Source organism: Lentzea atacamensis (assembly GCF_003269295.1).
Lineage (GTDB): Bacteria > Actinomycetota > Actinomycetes > Mycobacteriales > Pseudonocardiaceae > Lentzea > Lentzea atacamensis.
In genome coordinates, this window is the sequence record NZ_QLTT01000018.1 from 52,672 (window position 1) to 74,131 (window position 21,460).

A 21,460-nucleotide genomic window follows, 5' to 3' on the forward strand; every position below is an offset into this window, starting at 1 on the left:
CTTCTTTTTAGTTTGGCTCGCTACCCTCGTCGCCGTGGGTGGTGCAGAGCGCAGTGCGCGGAAGAAGAAGCAGGCCGCGCGTGCGGTGGCCCAGGCCCGTACCTCGGGCGGGGATCGAACCAAGGTGATCGCCGGCATCGCCGTCGTGGCGGTGCTCGCCGTCGCGGTCATCGGCTACGTCGTGTTCCAGCAGCTGAAGCCGTCGACGTCCACCACGGACACGATCGCGCAGGCCCCGGCCGACCACGTGATCTCGGCCCCCGCGGTCCGCGACGGCAGCACGGTGCTGGTGGGCAAGGATTCTGCCTCGGTCACGGTCGACGTGTACGAGGACTTCCTGTGCCCGATCTGCGGCACGTTCGAGAAGACCTACGGCACCGACATCAAGAAGGCCGTGGAAGACGGCAAGGTGAAGGTCCGCTACCACATCCTGCCGATGCTGAACCGCCTCTCGAAGCCCGAGGGCTACTCGACCGACTCGGCCAACGCCGCCCTGTGCGTGGCCGACGACGGCAAGTTCAACGCGTTCCACGCGGCGCTGTTCGCCAAGCAGCCGGAGGAAGGCGAAGCGGGCTACACCAAGGACCAGCTCATCAAGCTGGGCAAGGACGTCGGCGTCACGTCCGCCGGCTTCGAGTCGTGCGTGCAGAACAACACCTACAAGACGCAGCTGGACGAGCTGATGTCGAAGACGAGCAACGACCCCGTTCTTCGCGATCCCGAGACGGGTCGCTTCCGCGGCACGCCCAGCGTCGCCTCCGGTGGCAAGCTCGTGGACCTCGACAACAAGAACTGGCTCTCCGACCTGACTAAGTGAGACCGTCGATCGGCGCCTGGCCCTGACTCCATCGGGCCAGGCGCTGAGCTTTCCTTGTTCCGTGCGCGGCAACTTGCCCGGCTCGAGCACGTGCACCCGGCACGTGATGCCCAGACGTTCTTTGAGTCTCGCGCCGAGTGCCGTCGCGATGTCCTGTGTGGACTCGACCGCCACGTGCAACTGCGGCGTGCTGGTCCTGCGGTCCTCGACGATCAGGTAGTGCGGGCTCGCGAGCTCCAGCACCACCGCCTCGATCTCCGTCGGGAACACGTTGACGCCGCGGATGACGAGCATGTCGTCCTTGCGCCCCTTGAGCTTGCTCATCCGCCTCAGAGTCCGCCGGCCCTTCGGTTCGTGGATCGTCGCCACGTCACCCGTGCGGTACCTCAGCAGCGGCATACCGGTCTTGGTGAGCGTGGTGAAGATGAGCTCGCCTTCGTCGGTCTCCGGGTAGAAGTGGTCCTCCGCGATGTTGAGAAGCCCTTCCGAGTCAAGGGATTCACACGCCACGCCCGGACCGATCACTTCGGACAGTCCGTAGATGTCGAGCGCCCTGATGTTCAGTCGCTGCTCGATCTCGTGGCGCATCTCCTCGGTCCACGGCTCGGCGCCGAAGATGCCGACCTCGATGCTGTTGTCCTTGTCGAGGTCTTCCGCCAGCCGCAGCGCGTACGACGGCGTGCAGCAGAGGACATCCGGCCTCAGGTCCTCGATGAGCCTGACCTGCCGCTCCGTCATACCGCCGGACATGGGAATGACCGTCGCCTGCAGCCTGAGGCCACCGTGGTGCACCCCGAGCCCACCCGTGAAAAGCCCGTAGCCGTAAGCGTTGTGGATGATCGAGCTCCTGGTGGCGCCCGCACCCGCGAGCGCCCTGGCCATGACCTCGGCCCAGACCTCGACATCGTTGGCGGTGTAGGGAATGAGCGTCGGCCGCCCACCCGTGCCAGACGACCCGTGCACGCACACGACGTCCTCCTGCGGCACCAGCTGCAGCCCGAACGGGTAGTGGTCCCACAGGTCCTGCTTGGTGATCGTCGGCAGCAGGTGGATCTCGTCGAGCGTGACATCTGTGCCGCGCGTCACTCCAAGATCTTTGAGCCGCGCACCCTGGAAGTTGTCGGTGCCGAGCAGGCGGTCGACGAGCCCCTGCAGACGCCGTTCCTGCAGCTCGCGACGGGCCTCGGGGTCCATGCACTCGATCTTGGGGTCGAACGGCGCTCCGGCGGTCATCACCCGGTCCTACCAGGCCGAATGCGCTTTGGGTACCCCCGATTTTCATCTCGTGGACCTCTTGATGTACGGTATTGCCACACGAGAACGGAAGGGAAACCTCCCGGGAACGTGGACCTTCAAGGGGCTGTGGCGCAGCTGGTAGCGCATCACACTGGCAGTGTGAGGGTCAGGGGTTCGAGTCCCCTCAGCTCCACTTGAAGTAGAGCCCGTCTGATCGAGCGATTTCGCTGGTCAGGCGGGTTTCTTGCTGTTCTGGGGTTGATCTTTGGTGATCGTGTTGTGCTGCCCCTATGGAGCAGTTCTGGAGCGGGATTCTCCGGCTTGATCGGTGTGCTGGTCGCTGGACTGGGTGATCGTCGTGCCCCTCCCACTAACGGTGTGTGGGGCAGCGGCATTGGTTATGCCGCAAGTGGTCCGGAGACGTGACGTTGTGACGGTTCCGGGGCAGTGGGGTGTGTTCGGACGTTGAGGTCTGCCTGGTGCCAGCGGTGTTGGAGGTCGTTGAGGAGTCGGAGTTCGACTTCGGGTGCGACGTGGGAGTAGACCTCGGTGACGCGGTTGGGCAGGTGGTGTCCGAGTCGGCGGGCTTGGGCGATTTCGGGTGCGCCGCCGGCGATCAGCCAGGTCTTGTGGCTGTGCCGTAGTCCGTGGAAGGTGAGGCCGGGGCGGATCGGCACCGTGCGGACGCCTGACAGTGGGCGTCCTTCGTTGCCGTTGACCGCGGGTTTGAGTACGCGGCGGATGAAGGTGCTGCGCCACAACCATGTTCCGCCTTCGGCGGTGAACACGAACTCGTTGTCGTGCCGTTCGAGATCCTTGCGCAGCATGGTGATGAGGAACGGCGGGAGTGTGATGGCTCGGGCGGACGAGGCTGTCTTGGGTGAGCCGAGCCACCGCGTGTGCGCACTCTCGTGCAGGGACCCGGTGCGCGGGTCGATGACGAAAGCGCCGCGGTCGAGGTCGACGTTGTCACGTCGCAGTCCGGTGAGCTCACCCCAGCGACAGCCGGTCCACGCGGCGGTGATGATCAGCACGCCGGCGGTCTCGCCGCCGAGTGCGGCAGCCTGTTCCGCGATGCGGAGGACTTCGGTGGGTGACGCCCAGACGCGTTCGCGTTCGATGCGGTGGCTGCGGCGCCCGCGGCGTCGGTAGCGGCGGATGGGGTTGGCGGGGATGAGGTGTTCGTCGGCGGCGTCGGTGAGGATCATGGAGAGGACTTTGACGATGGTGGCGACGGTGGTGTTGGCGTAGCCGAGCTGCCGCAGGTCGCTGATCCACTTGTTCACGCCGAGCGCGGTGATGGCGCCCAGTGGTGTTGCTCCCCATCGGAGCAGGATGTGGCAGCGCAGCATGCTGCGGTAGTTGTCGATCGTGCGTGGGTCGAGGTCGAGCGCGGCGAACCAGGTGGTGACCCAATCGGCGACGGTGGTGCGGCTGTGGGTGGCGTCGACCCAGGTGCTGCGGCGTTGATCGGCCTCGAGGTCGTTGCCGTAGTTGTCTGCGGCGCGCTGGGTGGTGAAGTCGGAGATGGAGACGGTGTAGCCGTCTTCGTTGCGGTAGCGGACTCTCCAGGATTGTGTGCCGATTCGTTCTGTCCAGGCCATGGCGACCTCCTAGCGGCGTGATCGTGCCGTCCGTTGTGCGCCGTTAGCTGCCTGATCGCAAGTCGAGGTGGTCCGCATGGCCCGTGTTCGGGTCTTAGAGAAGGCGCCGAGTGGTCTGATGGCTTGCCGCTGGCCGCCTGCCGTTCCCCACGAGCAGTGTGAGCTGGTGATTTGTGAGGGCTGGTGAGGAGACCCGCAGGTGTTGTGTCGCGGTTGCGCCAGAGAGTCGTACCCGAGCAAGCCGAAGCCGAGAGGCGCATGGTGAGCGGGTTCGGCGAACGACCGAGATGTGCCCATGACTGCACGTCGACCTCATGGTCCTCTGTTCCGTTGAGCGCGGTGTGCGGTCCCATGCGAGCCAGGTCACCGCATTCGTTCGCCGCGGGCGTCTGGTCTACGCCGAAGGGGCTGTGTGATTGCTCTGTTCGGAGTCTGTGGCGTGTGATCGACGTTAGTTAGCGTTCCAGCGGGTACGCCGGGTAACTCTGCGATCACCGGGGGGTGATCATCGCTCGGCGGTGGGCTAAGGGGGTCATGCTGATGTCGTGTGCTGCGGAGCCGCTTCACAGACCAATGGTCACGATCGTCTGTCTCGCCGGATCACCATCCGCGCGTTCGTCCGGCCTTCGCCGGTTATTCGTGACCTGCTGACCGCTTCGTCTTCTCCTTTGATCTGCCGGGTTTAGCCCGGCTTCCGCCGTACTTGCACGCCTGCGTTCGCCTTCTGTTTGACGCGCGGGTGTGCTGGTGACGGCTGCGTCCTCGGTGTCTGCCGATGGATTTCTGTTATTTCCTTTCACGGGAGTGTGGATGAGTCTGCCTGGAGTCAGACGGATAAAACGGTCGTCCAGACCTGGTGGTAGATCGCCGGTTGCCGCGGTGCTGGTGGCGGCGTTGGTCGCTTCGGTGGTGCAGGCGGTGCCCGCGATCGCGGTGGCTGCGCCGGCGGCGGAGTATCGCGATCCTCGTGAGTTGTCGTCGTGGCCGAATCCGAAGCAGGAGGGCCGCAAGCACGACTCGCCGAAGGCGGCGGGTGACTTCCGGCCGTTGATGGGCGCCGATGCGGGCAAGGCGGCGTCGAAGTTCGACGCGAAGACGTCGAAGGAGGTCGGCCGGGCGGAGAAGTCGGTCGACTACGTCAACCCCGACGGCACGCGCACGACGGTACTGTCGAAGGTGCCGGTCAGCGTGCGGGACGACAAGGGCGCCTGGCGGCCGGTGGAGACCCGGCTGGTCGAGGACCGCGGTTCCAAGCGGGTCAAGACTGAGCTGCACCAGTTGAAGCCGGAGTTCGCGGCGTCCGCCGAGGACCGCGGTCTGGTGACGCTGGGACCGATCAACCTGGGTGAGCCGGGTCAGCGGATCTCGGTCGCTCTCGAGGGCGCCAAGCGTGTCGCTCGTCAGGTCAAGGATTCCAAGGCGTCCTATGTGGATGTACTGCCGGACACCGATCTCGAGTACGAGGTCGAGCCGGGCGCCGTCAAGGAATCCATCATCGTCAAGAAGCCGACGTTGACCAGCAGCTGGGTGTTCCGGATGGACACGGGCTCACTCACCCCGTCGCTGCAGGACCACGGCGTGTTGATCAAGGATGCCAAGGGCAAGGTCGTCGCGTCGTTGCCGCCGATCGTGACCTGGGACTCGTCGGGCAGCGCGAAGGACAACAAGGCTCCCGCGCAGACCGGTGGCACCTACGGGCTCAAGCAGGACGGCAAGACGTGGCTGCTGACCGTGTCGGTCGACCCGAAGTGGCTGAACGACAAGGCACGTGTGTTCCCGGTGATCGTGGACCCGACCTACACCTACGGGTTCAACAACGATGACGAGTCGAGGGCCTACAAGTCCGACGGCTTCCAGTGCACCAACTGCGGTATCGCGGTGGGCAACTCGAAGTCCGGTCCTGGCGGCGGTGACTCGATCTGGCGCACGGCGTTCCGGCACGATTTCACGCCGTTGTTCGGCAAGAACATCATCGGTGCCCGGTACGACTTCTGGCGCAACGCGCAGACCGGGTCGAACTTGTCGTGGCAGTCGAACCTGTACCACGCGACCGCGCTGAACATCAACGGTATCGGTCAGTTCCTGGCGTCCGGGCCGATTGGTGACCGGGGTTCGATCCAGTCCAAGGCGCTGACGGATTTCATCGCGGGCAAGGTGGCCGCGCGGGACAACAGCACGTGGTTCATGCTCACCGGTTCGGAGGGCGGTGACTGGTCGTACAAGAACATGCAGGTTAACCTGATCGTCGACCACGGCACCGCACCGCCGGCCACCTCGTTGATGAGCCCTGCCGACGGCAGCGTGCTCACGAGCCTGACGCCGACGTTGTCGGTGAGCCCGGTGAGCAACCCCTCCGGTGATGGCACCCTCTACTGCTTCAAGGTTGCCACGGGCGCGGACGGCCAGTCCGGCATCGTGGTGGACTCCGGCTGCATAACCAGCAACACCTGGACGGTGCCGCCCGCGTGCTCACCGACGGGACGAGCTACACGTGGACCGTGCTGACCGCGCTCAGCGGTGGGGTGACGACGACGCATTCGGGCTGGACCGGGCATTTCAAGGTCGATCAGCGCATCGGTGACAGTGGTCCGGCGCCCAAGGACACGCTGGGGCCGGTGACGGTGAACCTGGCGAACGGCAACGTGCATACCGAGGCCGCCGGCCCGACCTTCAACACGGTCGGTGGCTCTTCGGGGCTGACGTTCAGTTACAACTCTCAGGCCAGCGAGCCCTACGGGCTTCGCGCGTCGTACTTCAACGACTCGACCCGCTCGGGGACGCCGGATGCGAACCCGGTGCTGGTGCGCAACGAGCCGCAGGTCAATGCGGACTGGGGCACGGAGTCGGTGTTCGCGCCGGCGTTGGCGCAGGACTGGTTCGTCGGTCGCTGGGAGGGTTTCTTCCAGGTGCCGGTGACGGGCACGTATCACTTCGGTGGGGTGCACGCCAACGGTGCGAAGATCTGGGTCAACAACACGTTGGTGTACAACAACAAGAACACCTCCGACGTCAACTTCGCCCTGACGAGCCAGAACGGCCCGGTCACCGAGATCGCGCTGACCGCCGGGCAGCGGGTGCCGATCAAGGCCGAGCTGTACCACTCCAGCGGCCCCGGCCGGATGAAGTTGTTCGTGCAGACCAACGAGGCGTCGAACAAGGCGGTGCCGCCGCAGATCATCCCGGCGTCGTGGCTGTACACCCAGGACCTGCCCGCCCTGCCGACTGGCTGGCAACTGGGTGCCAACCTGACCGGTGACGGCTCCACCTACACCAAAGCGCAGGTCCAGGACCAAACGATCGTCCTCACCGACGGTACCGGCACCAAGCACACCTGGACCAAGACCGGCACCGGCACGTACAAGCCGCCGGCCGGTGAGGACGGGGTTCTCGGCTTGGACACCGGCGGCAAGATCACGTTGCAGGAGGGCGGGAGCGTCTACAACTTCAACTCCGACGGCACGCTAGCCGCCGAGTCGTCTGTTGTGGATAGTCGCAAGCCCGCAGCCAGCACGATGAGCTGGAGCGGTTCCCCGTCGCGCTTGTCGCAAATCACGGACCCGGTCTCGCAGCGCTCGCACAAGCTGTTCTACAACCGGCCCGGTGACGACTGCTACGCCGGTCGTACGGCTCCGGGTGGCTCGGATGCGTTGCCGCCGTCGCAGATGTTGTGCCGCATCCAGTACTGGGACGGGTCGCAGACCTTCCTGTGGTATCGGAGCGGCATGTTCTCGCGCATCGAGAACCCCGGCAACGACTTCACCGACTACGGCTTCCACGCTGACGGCGCGCTGGCCGCAGTCCGCGACTCCCTCGCGGTCGACTGGTCCGCCCAGGACCCAGCCAATCGCAACATCATCGAGACCTACACGGTCGTCAACTACGGCACGGTTGGTACCCGCAAGGGCGCGACGAGCGTGCAGTCCCCTGCGCCCAACGGGCAAGCCGGTGTGCAGCGTCCCCAGCACGCTTACCGCTACGAGCTGGGCAACCGGCAGACCTTTGTGGACATTGCTGGGCTGAACCCGATGTCCGGTTACGCCACGAAGGTGACCTATGACGACGCCGACCGGCAGCTGAGCTCCACCGACGCGACGGGCAAGACGATGTCGACCACGTGGAACAGCAAGGACATGCGGCTCACGACCACGGATACCGCTGGCCGGGTGTCCTCGACGGTCTACGACCACAACGACAGGCCCACCGACCAGTGGGGACCTGCACCGGCGAGCTGTTTCACCGGTCAGCAACCCACTGCCGCTTGTGCGGCCACGATGCCGCATAAGCGCACCAACTACGACGAGGGCATGCAGGGCCTGGCCGTCTCGTGGTGGAACAACACTGGCATGACCGGTCCGGTGAAGACTTACGTGACTGGTGGTCTCGGCGCTGGTGGCTCGGTCGACTCGCACGTCGACGGCAACACGCCACCAGCAGTCGGACTGGGCGGCAGCGGCTACTCCGCACGTCTTACCGGCGAGATCGTCTTCCCGGACGCGGGTCAGTACACCCTCAAGGTCGTCGGCGACGACGGCGTGCGGCTGTGGATCGACGACCGGCTCGTCGCCGACGGCTGGAAGGACCAGGGACCGACCCCCTACATCGGCACCTACACCCCGCCGACAGCAGGCGCGACCAAGCGCATCCGCATCGACTACAACAACACAGGTGGCCCCGGTGACCTGCACCTGCACTGGACCAGGCCGGGCGGCACCGAACAAATCGTGCCTGGCGACTTCCTGCGCCCGCGTTACGGTCAAAGCACCTCCACGGTGAAGGACGAGTCGAACGGTGTTCCCAATGCCGTCAGCTCGACCAGCTACACCGAGAACGGATTGGACGCCGGGTTCGGCTTGTCGACCAGCATCTCGGCAGGCGGCATGATCACCCGGAACTCGTACGAGGCCGCGGGCTCGGGGTATCTGCGCAAGACGGGCAAGACCATGCCCACTGGTGCGCAGACTACCTATGTCTACTACGGGGACACCGAGACTCGGGACAACCCATGCACCACCGAGGTCGAGTCGATCAACCAGGGTGGCCTGGCCAGGCTTACCCGGTTGGCCGCTCCGGCATCCGGCTCCACCCGCGAAGACGAGCAAATCTTCGACGCTTCGGGTAGGACGGTCGCCAAGGGCGTCGGCGGTGCCTGGAGCTGCACCACCTACGACGGCCGTGATCGTGTGACCTCGGTGAAGTACCCGTCGACCTCCTCGGCGGCGGAGCGAACTGTGACGACTAACTACGCCGTGAACGGCGACCCGCTGGTCACCTCGGTGTCGGACTCCAACGGCACGGTCACCACGCGGGTTGACCTCCTCGGTCGCGTCGTCGAGTACACCGATGCCCACGGCGCGCGCACTGAGACCACATACGACCTGGCCGGTCGCGCGACCTCGGAGAAGGTGACCCCGCCCAACGCCGCTGATGCGGCTCAGACGATCACTTACACCCAGGATGACGCAGGTCGTGTCCTCACCACGAAGCTGGGCGCGACGGTGCTGGCCACGGTTACGTACGACGCGGCCGGCGAGTTGGCGGCCGTCACCTACGCCGGTGGCAGCTCGTTGGCTTCCGTCGGCAAGGACGCTGCGGGCCAGGTGGTATCGCAGAGCTGGAAGACCAGCGACAACGTTCAGATCGACTCGACGGTGGCCCGCACTCGAGCTGGCACGATCGTCGACGAGTCTCTGATGGGGGTCGATCCACGTCCTGGCGCATCGAATTACATCTATGACGCGGTGGGCAGGCTGACTGAAGCCTGGGTGGCAGGACACCACTACACCTACGACTTCACCTCAGCCGCGAGTTCCGCATGTCCCACGGGCGCGCAGTCGAACGCAGGCTTGAACACCAACCGGGTGCGGTTGCTGGACGAGACCCCGTCCGGTGTGAAGGAGACCAACTACTGCTACGACGCCGCTGACCGGTTGCTGGCCACCGTGGGAGCCGACGCGGTGACCAACTTGCAGTACGACAACAAGGGCAACACCACTCAGTACACGACGGGTGGTACGACGACGTACCTGTCGTGGGATGGTGCGGGCCGTAACATCGCGGTGCGCACTGATGGCAGCGACCCTGCGAACGTCTCGTACATCCGGGATGCCACCGATCGCATCGTGCGGCGGACTTCCTCCACGGGTGACTCGGCGACTGACGTGCGTTACGGCCACACGGGTAGTGGCGACACCCCCGACATCTCGCTCGGCCCCGATAACAGGATGCTGTCTCGCAGCATCAGCCTGCCCGGCGGCGTGCTGTACACGTGGAAACCTCAAGCCACCGACTGCACGTTTGACCACCCGACAGTCCGCGGCGACCTCGCTTTGACCACCGGTGTGGACGGCAAGCCGGTTGGTGCCCTGCGGACGTTCACGCCGTACGGTGATCCGTTGAAGCCGAACGGTGCGGTGGACTCGGACAACGTGCCCGACAACATGCCTGGTCAGATGGATCACGGCTGGCTCGGACAGCACCAGCGGTTCTACGAGCACGCCGGCGCGTTGTCGGTTGTGCAGATGGGAGCCCGTCCGTACAGCCCGCTGCTCGGCAGGTTCCTGTCCGTCGACCCGGTCGACGGTGGATCGGCCAACGACTACGACTACGTCAACGGTGACCCGATCAACTCTACTGACCTCGATGGGCGGTGCAACTGGCGCTGGAAGTTCTGGAAGCAGGGTTCCTGCACCTACAACGGCGCCCGACGTACGTTTCACGTCGTTCGGTTCTCCCAAAACCTGCCCTTCACGGTGAACGCTTATGCTTGGGGGCGGTTTGTCGGCGGTGGCAAGTGTGGCTGGGCGCCAGGCCTGCAGGTGCACTGCACCGGCATGAAACGTGGCTACGGTGCCCGCGCGGGCATGCAAGTCGGAAACGTCTTCCTCTACGGTGGTAGCAAGGTCAGCCCGCGTCTCGCCGGACACGAGGCGAAGCACTCCACCCAATGGGCGATGTTCGGACCAGCGTTCCCGATCTTGTACGGTGCGGCGGAACTCGTGAAGGGCAGAGGATGCAACATCTTCGAGCGGCTCGCTGGCGCCAGGGCAGGAGGCTATTCGTGCTGAGAACGCTAGCGGTGGCGACTACGGGGCTGGCTGCGGTGGCTTGTGTGCCGCAGGTCCCCTTCAGCCCCATCGCGGTTGAGCTGGTAGAGCCGGACAAGGTCAAGATTCTGCAGACCGACTGCACTCTTGAAGGTGTTGTCAAGGTCGAGGTCATCGCGGTGAATGATGACCAGACCTTGGACGACAAGGACACGAGCATCTGGCAGGTCGCCTTCAAGTCACCGGCCAAGGTTCGCGCGTTCGAAACCGGTGTGGTGCCCGAAGGGGGCGAAGAGCTCGTGCCGTGGCTCGCGCCGGGGCGTGATCAACCCCTCGTTGCGCGAATCCAGACTGCTTCAGGGCTGGACTTCACCGAGGACTTCTCGGTGGGAGGGCTCGAAGGAGACAAGGTTCGGTACCACCTCAAGACTATGTCGAGGGATGAATTCGGCAAGGAAGCGCCCTGTGCGGTGAAGTAAAAGTGCTCGGGGGCCGCGCGCTGCGGCCCCCGGAGCGCAAGCTGAAGGCGCCTATAGGTGGCAGGATCAAGTCCGCTGGTTGGGATGACCCCGGAGACGGATCGAATCCGTTCGACGATCTTCGTATGACGCAGGGCTGGCATTGTTCCCGTCTGCCGGCCATGCAGTTCGGCGAAGTCAAGAGTGGCGCGGATCGCGTCACATCGTGGGTGGAGAGAGTGGCATGTTACGGCGCCTCGCGATCGTTCCTGTTGCGGTTCGAGTTCTGTGTCCTGTTGTAGCTGCGGTGACCGTTGCTGCGCTCGTGATGGTGTTCGCCAACGGGTCTCCACAGGCTTCTTCTGTCAGTGCTTCGGGTGCGCAACTAACAACGGCTCCTGAGTTGACATCGACCAGTTCGTCTGCCGAACTGACCTCCAGTTCCCCTACCACAACGACATCGGCCAGCAGTGTGACCAAGTCGGCTGCCGATACCAGTTCGTCTGTGTCGCGGCCTGCTGCGGTGGCTACGTCTGCGACTTCTGTGCGAAGTGTGGTGGCGCCGTGGTTCGCGGGGCGTGCGGGTGGTGCGACTCAGGTGATCTCGGTGGTGGGTGCGGGTGGTGCCAATGCGACGTTGTCGACGTGGCAGAAGTCCGGGAGCGACTGGACGTCGGTGATCGGCGGTGTTGCGGCCAAGGTCGGTTCGCCTGGTATCTCCAGTTCATATGGGGAGTCGTCGTCGGCGACGCCGGCTGGGGTGTTCGCGATCACTGGTGCGTTCGGTCGGCAGGCTGATCCTGGTGCTGGGGTGTCGTACTTCCGGATCGACGGTTCGGATTGGTGGGTCAGTGATGTGAACAGTTCTGACTACAACACGCATCAGCGGTGTGTTCGTGGGACGTGTGCGTTCAATGAGAGCACGTCGGAGAACTTGGCTTCGCATGGCGCGGTTTACGACTACGCTTTGGTGATGGGTGTGAACGCGCAGCGGGTTCCTGGTGCGGGTAGTGCGTTCTTCGTGCACGTCACGAACGGGGCTCCGACTGCCGGTTGTGTGGCGATCCCGGCGAGCACGCTGGCGTCGGTCGTGCGTTGGGTTCGTCCGGGCGCGGTGATCGCGTTGTCGCCGCGCTGAACGGATGTTCGCCGGTGGTGGGTCCGTTTCACACTGATCGTGCTGGAGCGGAACTGGAGCAGCACCAGGAGTGCAACGGCGCTGAATGGCACCCAACGGCGCGGAACAGCGGCTAGTTGCGTTGGGGTTCAACGGAGTCTAGTGTTTGTGCTGGTAGTAGTCCTTTGTGGACCCTGGCAGTGTGAGGGTCAGGGGTTCGAGTCCCCTCAGCTCCACTTGTAGGTAGAACCCGTCTGATCTGGCGAATATCGCTGGTCAGGCGGGTTTCTTGCTGTTCCGGCTCTGATCTTCGGTGATCGTGTCGTGCTGCCCTTATGGAGCAGATCTGGAGCAGGGTTCTCCGGCTTGATCATTGTGCTGGTCGCTGGACTGGGTGATCGTCGCGCCCCTCCCACTAACGGTGTGAGGGGCAGTGGATTGCTTACGCCGCAAGCGGACCTGAAACGTGGCGTTCTGCAGGTTCCGGCGCGGTTGGGTGAGTCCGGACATTCAGGTCGGCTTCGTGCCAGCGGCGTTGGAGGTCGTTGAGGAGTCGGAGTTCGACTTCGGGTGCGACGTGGGAGTAGACCTCGGTGACGCGGTTGGGCAGGTGGTGGCCGAGGCGGCGAGCTTGTGCGATCTCGGGTGCGCCGCCGGCGATCAGCCACGTCTTGTGGCTGTGCCGCAATCCGTGGAAGGTCAGTCCTGGCCGAATTGGCGCCGTGCGGACGCCTGACAGCGGGCGGTCTTCGTTGCCGTTGACCGCGGGTTTGAGTACGCGGCGGATGAAGGTGCTGCGCCACAACCAGGTTCCGGCTTCGGCGGTGAACACGAACTCGTTGTCGTGCCGCTCAAGGTGTTTGCGCAGCATGGTGATGAGGAACGGTGGCAGGGTGATGGTTGGGCTGATGAGGGGGTCTTGGGTGAGCCGAGCCAGCGCGTGTGCGCGCTCTCGTGCAGTGCCCCGGTGCGGGGATCGATGATCAGAACGCCGCGGTCGACGTTGTCGCGTCGCAGTCCGGTGAGCTCGCCCCAGCGGCAGCCGGTCCACGCAGCGGTGATGATGAGCAGTCCGGCGGTGTCGCCGCCGAGTGCGGCGGCTTGTTCGGCGATTCGCAGGACCTCGGTGGGTGATGCCCAGACTCGTTCTCGTTCGATGCGGTGGCTGCGTCGCCCGCGACGTCGGTAGCGGCGGATCGGGTTGGCGGGGATGAGGTGCTCGTCGGCGGCGTCGGTGAGGATCATCGAGAGGACTTTGACGATGGTCGCGACGGTGGTGTTGGCATAGCCGAGCTGGCGCAGGTCGCAGATCCACTTGTTCACGCCGAGCGCGGTGATCGCGTTGAGCGGGGTGGCGCCCCAGCGGAGCAGGATGTGGCAGCGCAGGACGCTGCGGTAGTTGTCGATGGTGCGCGGGTCGAGGTCGAGCGCGGCGAACCATGTCGTGACCCATTGAGCGACTGTGGTTCGTCCGCGGGTGGGGTCGAGCCAGGTGTTGCGACGTTGATCGGTCTCGATGTCGGCGGCGTAGTTGTCAGCTGCGCGTTGTGTGGTGAAGCCGGAGATCGAGGCGGTGTGGCCATTGTCGGTGCGGTAGCGGACTCGCCAGGACTGCGTGCCGATCTGTTCTGCCCAGGCCATGATGACCTCCAGGGGGTGCGGCGGAAGAGGGGGTGCGCTTGTTGTGCGCCGCCCTGTTCTTGATCGCAAGTTGAACTGGAGGTGCGGTTGTCGAGTCGGCGCGTTGGGCCAGAGGCCTGTGTACTCGGTGGTGGCCATACGACCACTCTGCGGTGCTTCACACTCATATCGTTGGTGGAACTACAGTGAGTGGTGGCGTCGCGCTCAAGCTCATTCCCGTACAGACCGGCCAGGTTCAACTGGGTGAGTGCTACCCATAGATGAGGAGACTGGGACGGGGACCACGTGAGGTGTTCGTGTTGATCGAACACCTCGCTGGCGAGGCTAATGTTGCTGCTGCCGGTGCACTCTTCCGCCACCTGGCTGATCAAGACATCGAGGGCTAGAGAGGCGACTACGGAGGCTTCGCTACTCAACTGACGGGTGGTCTCGGCGCTTCGTCGTCTGAGGTCTTCAAGCTGTCGAATGGCGTCGTTTGCCTGAGCCGTCTCCGTGGACAACACACCACCTGGTCGCAACGCCGATCGCATCCCGTTGCGAGCTTGGTTCCAGGAAATCTTGACAAGATCGTTGACGATCTCAGCGATGGTGGAGGCTCGCTGGCCGCCGGTTCGAACAGCGAGTCCGGCGGCCTGCGCGAGAGGCTGGAGGTCATCGGCCGGCAACGGGTACTCAGGATGAGCTGTGGTGCTCCCGAGCTGTACGGCGACGGGGAGCAGTGGTAGTTGCTCTTGACGCGAACACGTAGTCGGACGTACTTCTCGGCACGCACAGTGCTCCACCAGGGTCGAGGCCAGCCGCACGGTCTCCAGTTCGCGGTCGAAGCCGAACTTGAACTCACCGCACACCGTGTCGGCGCTGGCGGCCATCACCGCGGTGGTGTCGGCGAGGGCCGTCACAGGGTCCGAGGCGATGACGTGGTGAACGCCGGCGCGCGCTCGCTGTCGTGCGGCGGTGCTCTCGGGAACCGTTCAGGGCCCGGCGCGGTCCAGGAATCCAATTGGGACCACGTGTGTTCAGTCCTGAAGTATCCGTTTAACGAATATTTTCTCGGCGATTCAGGCCGGGTGGATGAGGATTTCGATTGCCGACGAGTAGTGGGTGAGTAGTGAGCGTCTGCATCCTGATGTCGATGCCCACTGCGGGCGTCGTGACCGAACAACGAATGCGCGAGGGCCTGGTTCTCGCGGAGGGGAGTTCTTGATGAAGGCAGTCGAGGCCAAGGTCGAGGAGTTCGAGTTCGAGGCCTACACGCGCCACTCGGACAACAACATGCTCAACATGGTCACGTACCTCCCGCTGTCCGAGCAGGAGCAGCGCGAAGCGGACAGCGTGCTGAAGATCGGCTAGTGCGATGCCCGGTGCCCCGTGGAGAACGCGGGGCACCGGGCTCCTTTAGGGGGACGACATGTACGACGACAACGCGCAGCTGGTCGACAACACGAACAGCTTGTTGAGCGGTGACCGGGTGTTCGCTGGCAACCAGCCGGACGATTTCGCGCTCGCGTCCGCATTGCACTCGCAGCCCAGGGTTTGTCAGCTCGGGCTTGGCAGTGGGGGTTCGCTCCGGCCCATGGTGGCAATGAACGAGGCTGTGCGAGTCACTGCGGTCGAGTACGACGAGTCGACGCTGTCTCACTGTGTCGAGCACTTCGGAAGGCACTTTCCGAAAATTGCGTTCGACACCGTGCTCGCCGATGCGCAGAAGTTCGTCGAGAACGCCCATGGCCGATTCGACGTGTATTGCGTGGACCTCTACGAGGAGGACGTCTACCCCGGTTTCGTGCTCGATCGGTCGTTCTGGCGAAACCTGAGCGGTCTGGTCGGCACCGACGGCTTCGTCGTCGTCAACTGCTGGGGGCTGCCGCTCAACCTCGACGCCTGGAGCGGGCGGTCGCCGCAGCACTGGATCGGATGGTTGCTCAGGCAGGAGTTCGCCTTCTCGAAGGTGCTGTGGAGTCGGCGGAACGCCACCATCGTGGTCGGCAACAAGCCGTTGCCGTCCTCGTTGGGGCTGGATGGGGCGCATGGCGAACTGCGCAAGTCCGACCGGGCGATCCAGCACGTGCTGCCGTTGAGGTGGGGGCTGACGGGGGCGCTGCCGGACGACCTGGAGCCGTTGCCGGAGCAACCGGTGCGGTTCGACGCGGCCTTCCTGAACGACGAGATGGTGCGGCGTTGGCCCGCCTTCATGATGACCATGGCGGAGTTCTCGCCGCTCGCGACTGAGGGCATGCCGCGGATTCTGACCGACATGTCCGCGACGGACGAGTTGGTAACCGCGCTGCTCGCGGAGAACCGCCCGGAGGCCGTCTACCTGCCGGGGATCGCGGCGTCGACTCACTTCGAGGGCAAGGACTTCATGTCGCGCTGGTATGGCGACTGGCTCGTGAGCAACTGGGACCGGCTGGTCGGCACGAACCCGGAGTGGGCGATCTCGGTCGCGCTTTGGCAGGCGTTGTGCATCGTCGCGTGTCCTCTCGTCGCAAAGCCTGCGTGGAGTGACGAAGTGCTGGAGCTGGCTCTTTCATTGTGATCTGCGATTTGTGATGTCGAGGTGTCTGTTGTTGAAAAGCCTGATCGTCGTTGACGACTTCTACTTCCAGCCCGTCGCCGTGCGGGAGATGGCGCTCAGAAAGAGCCAGTGGATGCCGGACAAGGAAGTCGACGGTATCAAGTATGGGGTAGAGACCAGTAACTCGTTCTACACGGACGAGATCGTGACCTGTTTCGAGTCGCTGATCGGTTGCGCCATCGACTTCCACCCCGCGTTGATGGGGTTCGGCGTCTTCTCCATGTACGGGGAGGCGGCTCGCGTCGACCTCACCACACACTACGACGAGACCGAGTGGTCCGCGATCTGCTATCTGACGCCGGACGAGCTCTGTCAGGGCGGTTTGTCCTTCTACCGCCATCGCGAGACGGGACTGCTCGGCCCTCCGACCGATGAGGAAGCGCGTGGACTCGGCTACGAGGACGCCGGTGACTTCCTCAAGTTCCGGTACTTCCCGGACAAGCTGGACCCAGCCGCGTGGGAGAAGGTCGACGAGGTGTCGATGCGGTTCAACAGGATGGTGCTGCTGCAGGGGAGCAGGAAGTTCCACCGGGCCGCCAGCGGGTTCGGCACGGCTCCGGAGAACGGCAGGCTGACCCAGCGGTTCTTCTTCAACGAACGGGTGGCGTGATGCGGACGAGAATGATCGTGGTCGACGACTTTTACGACAACGCGGACGCGGTCAGGGAATCCGCGCTGGACAGCTCCTTCATCAGCATGGGCAAGTACAACTACCCCGGCTGGCAGGCGGACAAGGCGCTGTCGTCCGAGGCGTTGTGGGATCGGCTGGAGCTGTTGATCGGTACGCCGCTCGAGCGCGAGGTCTCCGGTGCGTTCGGGGCGTTCCGGCTCATCAGCGAGGAGACCGGGAACAAGACGAAGGTGCACGCGGACTCCGCGTCGGACTGGGCAGCGCTGGTCTACCTGACACCGGACGCACCGCCGTCCTGCGGCACCGGGTTCTACCGGCACCGTCCGTCCGGCTTCTTCGGACCGCCGACCGACGAGCAGGCTCGTGCCTTCGGGTCCGCCGATGCCGAGGAGTTCGACAGCGAGGTCTGTAGGCCGGACATGGCCGACAAGGCCAAGTGGGACCTGGTCGGCCAGGTGGGTCCTGTGTACAACCGGTTCGTCGCGTTCCGCGGCCGCGAGCTGTTCCACGCACCGATGGGCGGATGCGGCGTCGAACCGAACGAGTGCAGGCTCACCCAGATCTTCTTCTTCGACGAGAAGCACTGAACGGTGACCTCACGCCAACGCCTGATCTGGGCGGCGTTCATCTCCCAGGCGGGCAACTGGCTGACGTTCACCGGCCTGCTCCAGTACGTCCAGTCGCACTTCGGGTCCCTGTCGACCGCGGGCATGCTGCTCGCCCAGTCGTTGCCCGCGGTCGTCGCGGTCCGGGGGCTGGCTCAGCGGATCGCCCCCGAACACGCGCACCGGGCGTGGCTCGTCGCCCAGATCGGTTTGGCGGTGTGCACGGCGGCGCTGGTGGGACTGGCGTCCTCGCTCTGGTTCATCTACGCGTACTTCGCGGTGACGATGGTGCTGAAGGCCGTGTCGAACACGCTCTTCATGACCTTCGTGGGCGAGTGGGTGCCCGCTGAGCAGAAAGCGTCCACCTACACGGCGATCGGCACAGCGGGGTCGATCACCCTCACGGTGTCGCCCGCCGTCGGTGGCGTGATGGCCTCGACTGTCGGCTACTCGTGGCTGTTCATCGCGGACGCGACGTCGTTCCTGCTCGCCGCACTGGTGCTGGCTCGCTCCGGTGGGGTCATCACGGCCGCCGACGGACGCTCCCATGGCGAACGGGTGTCGCCTTGGCGCACCTGGGTCGGCAAGCCGGAGGGGTTCGGCGCGCACCTCGCTCGTCCCGCCCTCGCGTGGACGTCGTTCGCGGTGATCGGTGCCGGGGTCAACGCCGTGGAGATGCCGGTCTTCGACGACATCCACGCGTTCCAGGCAGACCAGTTCGGGTTCGCACTCGCCTGCTACGGCGCGGGCGGGTTGCTCGCGTTCGGCATCTCGCTCCTGGCGCCGCAGCTCCACCTGCCCGTTGTCGCGCTCTCGGTCGCTTATGGGGGAGCGCTCATCGCCTGGGTGTGCGGCGGCACTGCCGGTGCGTACGCGGGGTTCGCCGTCGCGGGCCTGACGTACGGCTTGATCAACGGCCGGCTTCGGTCCTCGTTGGACCGTGCGGCCAAGGCCGACGGAGTCGACCCGATCCCGTTGTGGGCGTGGGCAACGCAGGTCACGTTCCTCGTCAGCGTGGCGGTGCTCGGTGCCGCCGCCACGGCGTTCGCGCTGCGAATCCCCGCCGCTCACGTCGCCACGGTGGTTCTCGTGCTCGGGGCGCTCGTTCCGTTCACGATGACTCGGCTGACGACCGACCTGACCAAGACAGGTTCCTGACCCGGGGTTCACACGACCGGAGGGTGTTCGCGCACCCCACAGCGACGGCGGAACCAGGCGAGGTACCTCTCCGGGGACTCCTTCTGCATCAGCGCGCCGGCCGCTCCGGTCAATGGGAACATTGCCGCGTGGGTGAGGGCGCGTTCGTACGCGGTGGAGCCGATGGCGCGCTGTACCAACGGCCAGCCGAAGCCGCCGAACGCGGCCGCGTCGAACGCGGGATCGCCGGCGTGGGCGAAGTCCCAGTCGAGGACGCCCGTCACCCTGCCGTCGTGCCAGCGGAGATTGACCGGGGCGAGATCGCCGTGCACGAAGCGGCCAGGAACCGGAGGCAACGCCGCGAAGCGGGCGAGCACACCAGAGGCCTGGTGTCGTTCGTCGTCGGACAGCAGGGGAAACACGTGCTCGGTGATCGCTTCGCCTACCTGGGGCCCACCAGCGAACTGCAGGGGTTCGTCCAGCACCGCGAGGAGTTCTGGGGTGAGCGCGACGGACTCCAGCGATCCGACGACGTCGCGGATCGCGCGGAGCACGGCGTCCGGTGGCAGCTTCTCCGGCGTGGCCTCACCAGAGATGTAGGAGACGGTCACGTGCGCCTCACCCAGCGGCCGGTCGAGGTGATCTTCGAGGACCCTCGGTGTTTCGAACGGCAGGTCGAACCCGCTGATCAGCCGCATGGCCGCGGCTCGGCGCGGAGCCTGAGCCAGCGCCGCACCGGTTCGCGGGAAACGAGCGGCCCACATTTCGTTCAGCACCACCACGTCGTGGAAGGTGCCCTGGACGAAACGTGGTGACAGGCCACGGATCTCCGGGTGTGCCTCAGCGAGGACGTCGGTCAACGCTCCGGCCCGCTCGTGGCCTGTCAAATCATCACCCCTGTCAGGAAGCATCTGCCGGCAAGAATATGTGGGGTCGATCGCGCCCTGCGTAGTACCGGCGGAGAAACGACCGGGCAGCCGATGGATATCGTGCGAGTAGTGCGTGTCGGCAGCCTGGTTCAGGTGGCCCGCGCTGGGAGTGCAGGCCACAGAAGCCCACCCGTGGCTCACCCGTGGAGCCACGAGCTCAGCGTCGGGTCGGCGTGTGCGATTTCGAACCAGCTGTCCGGCTTCGCCCCAATCACTTCAGAACTGCTGAATCCCGGCAGCACGCCGTGGAGTTCCGCAACGAGCAGTGGGAAACTTGATGGCCGCCGCGCCAATGGCCGACAGGCTGGGGCTGGACAGGACACGTCGCAGTTCGCCTGCATCCTGCAGCCGTCGATGCGGCTGAACAACTATCGAGGACTCGCGGTCAAGGCGCTCGAGAACGGTGCGCGCCCACCAAGATCTCGAGGCGGAGTCCGCGTATCTGCACCGGCTCGGTGTGGTGCTCGCGGAGCGTGGATCCAATGCCGAGGCGATGAACCACATCGAACGGGCGTTGAAGCTCAGCCGGTAGCTGGGAACCCGCGAGGTGAGTGGCGCCGAGCAGTTCCCCACGGCGAAGGTCTCGCATTGCTGGGACTGAGCTCGGCGTACCGCGACTTCGACCTGGCGTTGCTCTGCGGCTGAGAAGCGCTGTCGTTGGGAAGGAGGTTCGAACTGCGGAAGGTCGAGTGCGAGACCCTGAACACCATCTGCGAGACCCTGATCGCCCACAAGGACCTGGCAAACGCCGAGAAGGTCTGCGAGCAGGCGCTCGATTGTGTCGAGGGGTCCGGCTTCCTCCGGTACCAGGCCCGCACGTTCGAATCGATGGCCCACCTCGCGTTCGCACGTGGCGATGTGGCAGGGGCGGAACGCCACTGGCGGCAGGTACTTGCTATCTACCCCATGGACATGGGTGAAGCGCGGTTCGAGGAGGAGCACCTGAGGGGGCTCGGCGACCCGGCGGCGACTGTTTCCGTTGTGCCAAGCCAGTGTGGGACCGACTTGTCATGTCGCTTCGAGACAGTAGCCATCGAGTATCTGGCGAGTAGCGGGCTCCAACAGCATGACTGAGGTGCCTTGTCGGCACGGTGCTGGTGGCCGTGCTAATCCTGGTCTTGGTTGCTTGAGGGGGAGCTTGTGAAAGCCCTGCTTGTGTGCTCGCTGCTCGTTGCTGCTCTGGTTTCCATACCAGGAACCGGTGCCGTCGCGGCGTCGTCAGGTTCGAGTGATGTGGTCGCGCCTCCGCATGACTGGTACGCGTTGCGCAACGTGTCGGACGCCAGTATTCGGACGAACTGCTGCTCCTATCAGAACTTCGCCGACTACCTCAGGAACCGTAAAGGGTGCTGGGAGCTGTGGGATGTTCGCCCAGCGCCTCCGGCGGGATGGGAAGTCCTGGAAGTGGAATCCTGTTGAGGTTCCTCTCGCCTCTAAATAACTCGGGCTGCGATGGAATCGGAGGCAAGGACGGAGTGGCGGCCCATTTGGGCGGGAAGCCACTAAGGGGCCGGTAGGGGTACCAGCACCTCTGTACCGCATGTGACGTCAGGGCGGGGCGCACCGGCCACATGAGGTTCACCCCGAACGGTGGACGGGGCGTAAGAGATTCAGGCAGCCGCTCGGAGTGAATTCTCGTAGTCGCTGGGACTGCGCATCCCGAGCTT

At 64.8% G+C, this 21,460-nt stretch carries 15 protein-coding genes, 1 tRNA gene and 1 pseudogene; 13 read left to right on the plus strand and 4 right to left on the minus strand.

Features of this window, described 5'->3' with window-relative positions; translation table 11 throughout:
• Window positions 1-34 precede the first annotated feature (34 nt).
• The gene (locus tag C8D87_RS44160) at window positions 35-817 is read left to right on the plus strand and encodes a DsbA family protein (RefSeq protein WP_112232577.1); all 783 of its coding nucleotides are present in this window, start codon (window positions 35-37) and stop codon (window positions 815-817) included.
• Window positions 818-931: 114 nt separating this feature from the next.
• Here the strand turns inward: C8D87_RS44160 and C8D87_RS49035 are convergent.
• A pseudogene (locus tag C8D87_RS49035) lies at window positions 932-2,050 on the minus strand (phenylacetate--CoA ligase family protein); the annotation flags it as partial.
• A 123-nt stretch (window positions 2,051-2,173) separates the two neighbouring features.
• On the opposite strand from C8D87_RS49035, the gene C8D87_RS44170 reads away from it, so the two are divergent.
• Window positions 2,174-2,246, plus strand: a tRNA-Ala gene (locus tag C8D87_RS44170).
• A 205-nt stretch (window positions 2,247-2,451) separates the two neighbouring features.
• On the opposite strand, the gene C8D87_RS44175 is transcribed toward C8D87_RS44170, so the two are convergent.
• The gene (locus C8D87_RS44175; protein WP_112232579.1) at window positions 2,452-3,657 is read right to left on the minus strand and encodes a tyrosine-type recombinase/integrase; all 1,206 of its coding nucleotides are present in this window, start codon (window positions 3,655-3,657) and stop codon (window positions 2,452-2,454) included.
• Between the two features lie 885 nt (window positions 3,658-4,542).
• Between C8D87_RS44175 and C8D87_RS46630 the strand changes: the two genes are divergently transcribed.
• The 4 genes from C8D87_RS46630 (at window position 4,543) to C8D87_RS45520 (ending at window position 12,296) form a co-directional block, all read left to right on the plus strand.
• Window positions 4,543-6,162 (plus strand): hypothetical protein, encoded by a 1,620-nt coding sequence (locus C8D87_RS46630; protein ID WP_170166814.1) that lies wholly within the window; start codon window positions 4,543-4,545, stop codon window positions 6,160-6,162.
• Window positions 6,123-10,721, plus strand: a complete 4,599-nt coding sequence (locus C8D87_RS44180) for a PA14 domain-containing protein (protein ID WP_170166815.1) — start codon at window positions 6,123-6,125, stop codon at window positions 10,719-10,721. The genes C8D87_RS46630 and C8D87_RS44180 overlap by 40 nt, the downstream gene beginning before the upstream one ends.
• Window positions 10,715-11,179 carry a hypothetical protein gene (locus C8D87_RS44185; RefSeq protein ID WP_112232583.1) on the plus strand — a complete coding sequence of 155 codons (465 nt, stop codon included), beginning with the start codon at window positions 10,715-10,717 and terminating at the stop codon, window positions 11,177-11,179. The genes C8D87_RS44180 and C8D87_RS44185 overlap by 7 nt, the downstream gene beginning before the upstream one ends.
• A 577-nt stretch (window positions 11,180-11,756) precedes the next feature.
• The gene (locus C8D87_RS45520) at window positions 11,757-12,296 is read left to right on the plus strand and encodes a L,D-transpeptidase family protein (protein ID WP_146772096.1); all 540 of its coding nucleotides are present in this window, start codon (window positions 11,757-11,759) and stop codon (window positions 12,294-12,296) included.
• Window positions 12,297-12,974: 678 nt separating this feature from the next.
• On the opposite strand, the gene C8D87_RS48435 is transcribed toward C8D87_RS45520, so the two are convergent.
• Window positions 12,975-14,054 carry a tyrosine-type recombinase/integrase gene (locus C8D87_RS48435; RefSeq protein ID WP_233442577.1) on the minus strand — a complete coding sequence of 360 codons (1,080 nt, stop codon included), beginning with the start codon at window positions 14,052-14,054 and terminating at the stop codon, window positions 12,975-12,977.
• Window positions 14,055-15,119: 1,065 nt separating this feature from the next.
• Between C8D87_RS48435 and C8D87_RS46640 the strand changes: the two genes are divergently transcribed.
• From C8D87_RS46640 to C8D87_RS44220, 5 genes are read left to right on the plus strand one after another with little or no spacing between them, the layout of a single operon-like run.
• The gene (locus C8D87_RS46640) at window positions 15,120-15,266 is read left to right on the plus strand and encodes a hypothetical protein (RefSeq protein ID WP_170166817.1); all 147 of its coding nucleotides are present in this window, start codon (window positions 15,120-15,122) and stop codon (window positions 15,264-15,266) included.
• A 58-nt stretch (window positions 15,267-15,324) separates the two neighbouring features.
• A complete protein-coding gene (locus C8D87_RS44205; protein ID WP_112232590.1) occupies window positions 15,325-16,452 on the plus strand; it encodes a spermidine synthase in 1,128 nt (375 codons plus the stop codon).
• Between the two features lie 31 nt (window positions 16,453-16,483).
• Complete coding sequence (locus C8D87_RS44210) at window positions 16,484-17,101, plus strand: DUF6445 family protein (RefSeq protein ID WP_146772097.1); 618 nt, start codon at window positions 16,484-16,486, stop codon at window positions 17,099-17,101.
• The gene (locus C8D87_RS44215) at window positions 17,101-17,709 is read left to right on the plus strand and encodes a DUF6445 family protein (RefSeq protein ID WP_146772098.1); all 609 of its coding nucleotides are present in this window, start codon (window positions 17,101-17,103) and stop codon (window positions 17,707-17,709) included. The genes C8D87_RS44210 and C8D87_RS44215 overlap by 1 nt, the downstream gene beginning before the upstream one ends.
• A 3-nt stretch (window positions 17,710-17,712) precedes the next feature.
• A complete protein-coding gene (locus C8D87_RS44220) occupies window positions 17,713-18,885 on the plus strand; it encodes an MFS transporter (RefSeq protein WP_112232596.1) in 1,173 nt (390 codons plus the stop codon).
• A gap of 8 nt (window positions 18,886-18,893) precedes the next feature.
• On the opposite strand, the gene C8D87_RS44225 is transcribed toward C8D87_RS44220, so the two are convergent.
• The gene (locus C8D87_RS44225; RefSeq protein ID WP_170166818.1) at window positions 18,894-19,751 is read right to left on the minus strand and encodes an aminoglycoside phosphotransferase family protein; all 858 of its coding nucleotides are present in this window, start codon (window positions 19,749-19,751) and stop codon (window positions 18,894-18,896) included.
• A gap of 445 nt (window positions 19,752-20,196) precedes the next feature.
• On the opposite strand from C8D87_RS44225, the gene C8D87_RS48810 reads away from it, so the two are divergent.
• Both C8D87_RS48810 and C8D87_RS44230 read left to right on the plus strand, forming a co-directional pair.
• Complete coding sequence (locus tag C8D87_RS48810; RefSeq protein ID WP_267899937.1) at window positions 20,197-20,325, plus strand: hypothetical protein; 129 nt, start codon at window positions 20,197-20,199, stop codon at window positions 20,323-20,325.
• 125 nt (window positions 20,326-20,450) lie between these two features.
• A complete protein-coding gene (locus C8D87_RS44230; protein WP_112232600.1) occupies window positions 20,451-20,867 on the plus strand; it encodes a tetratricopeptide repeat protein in 417 nt (138 codons plus the stop codon).
• The last annotated feature ends 593 nt before the right edge of the window (window positions 20,868-21,460 follow it).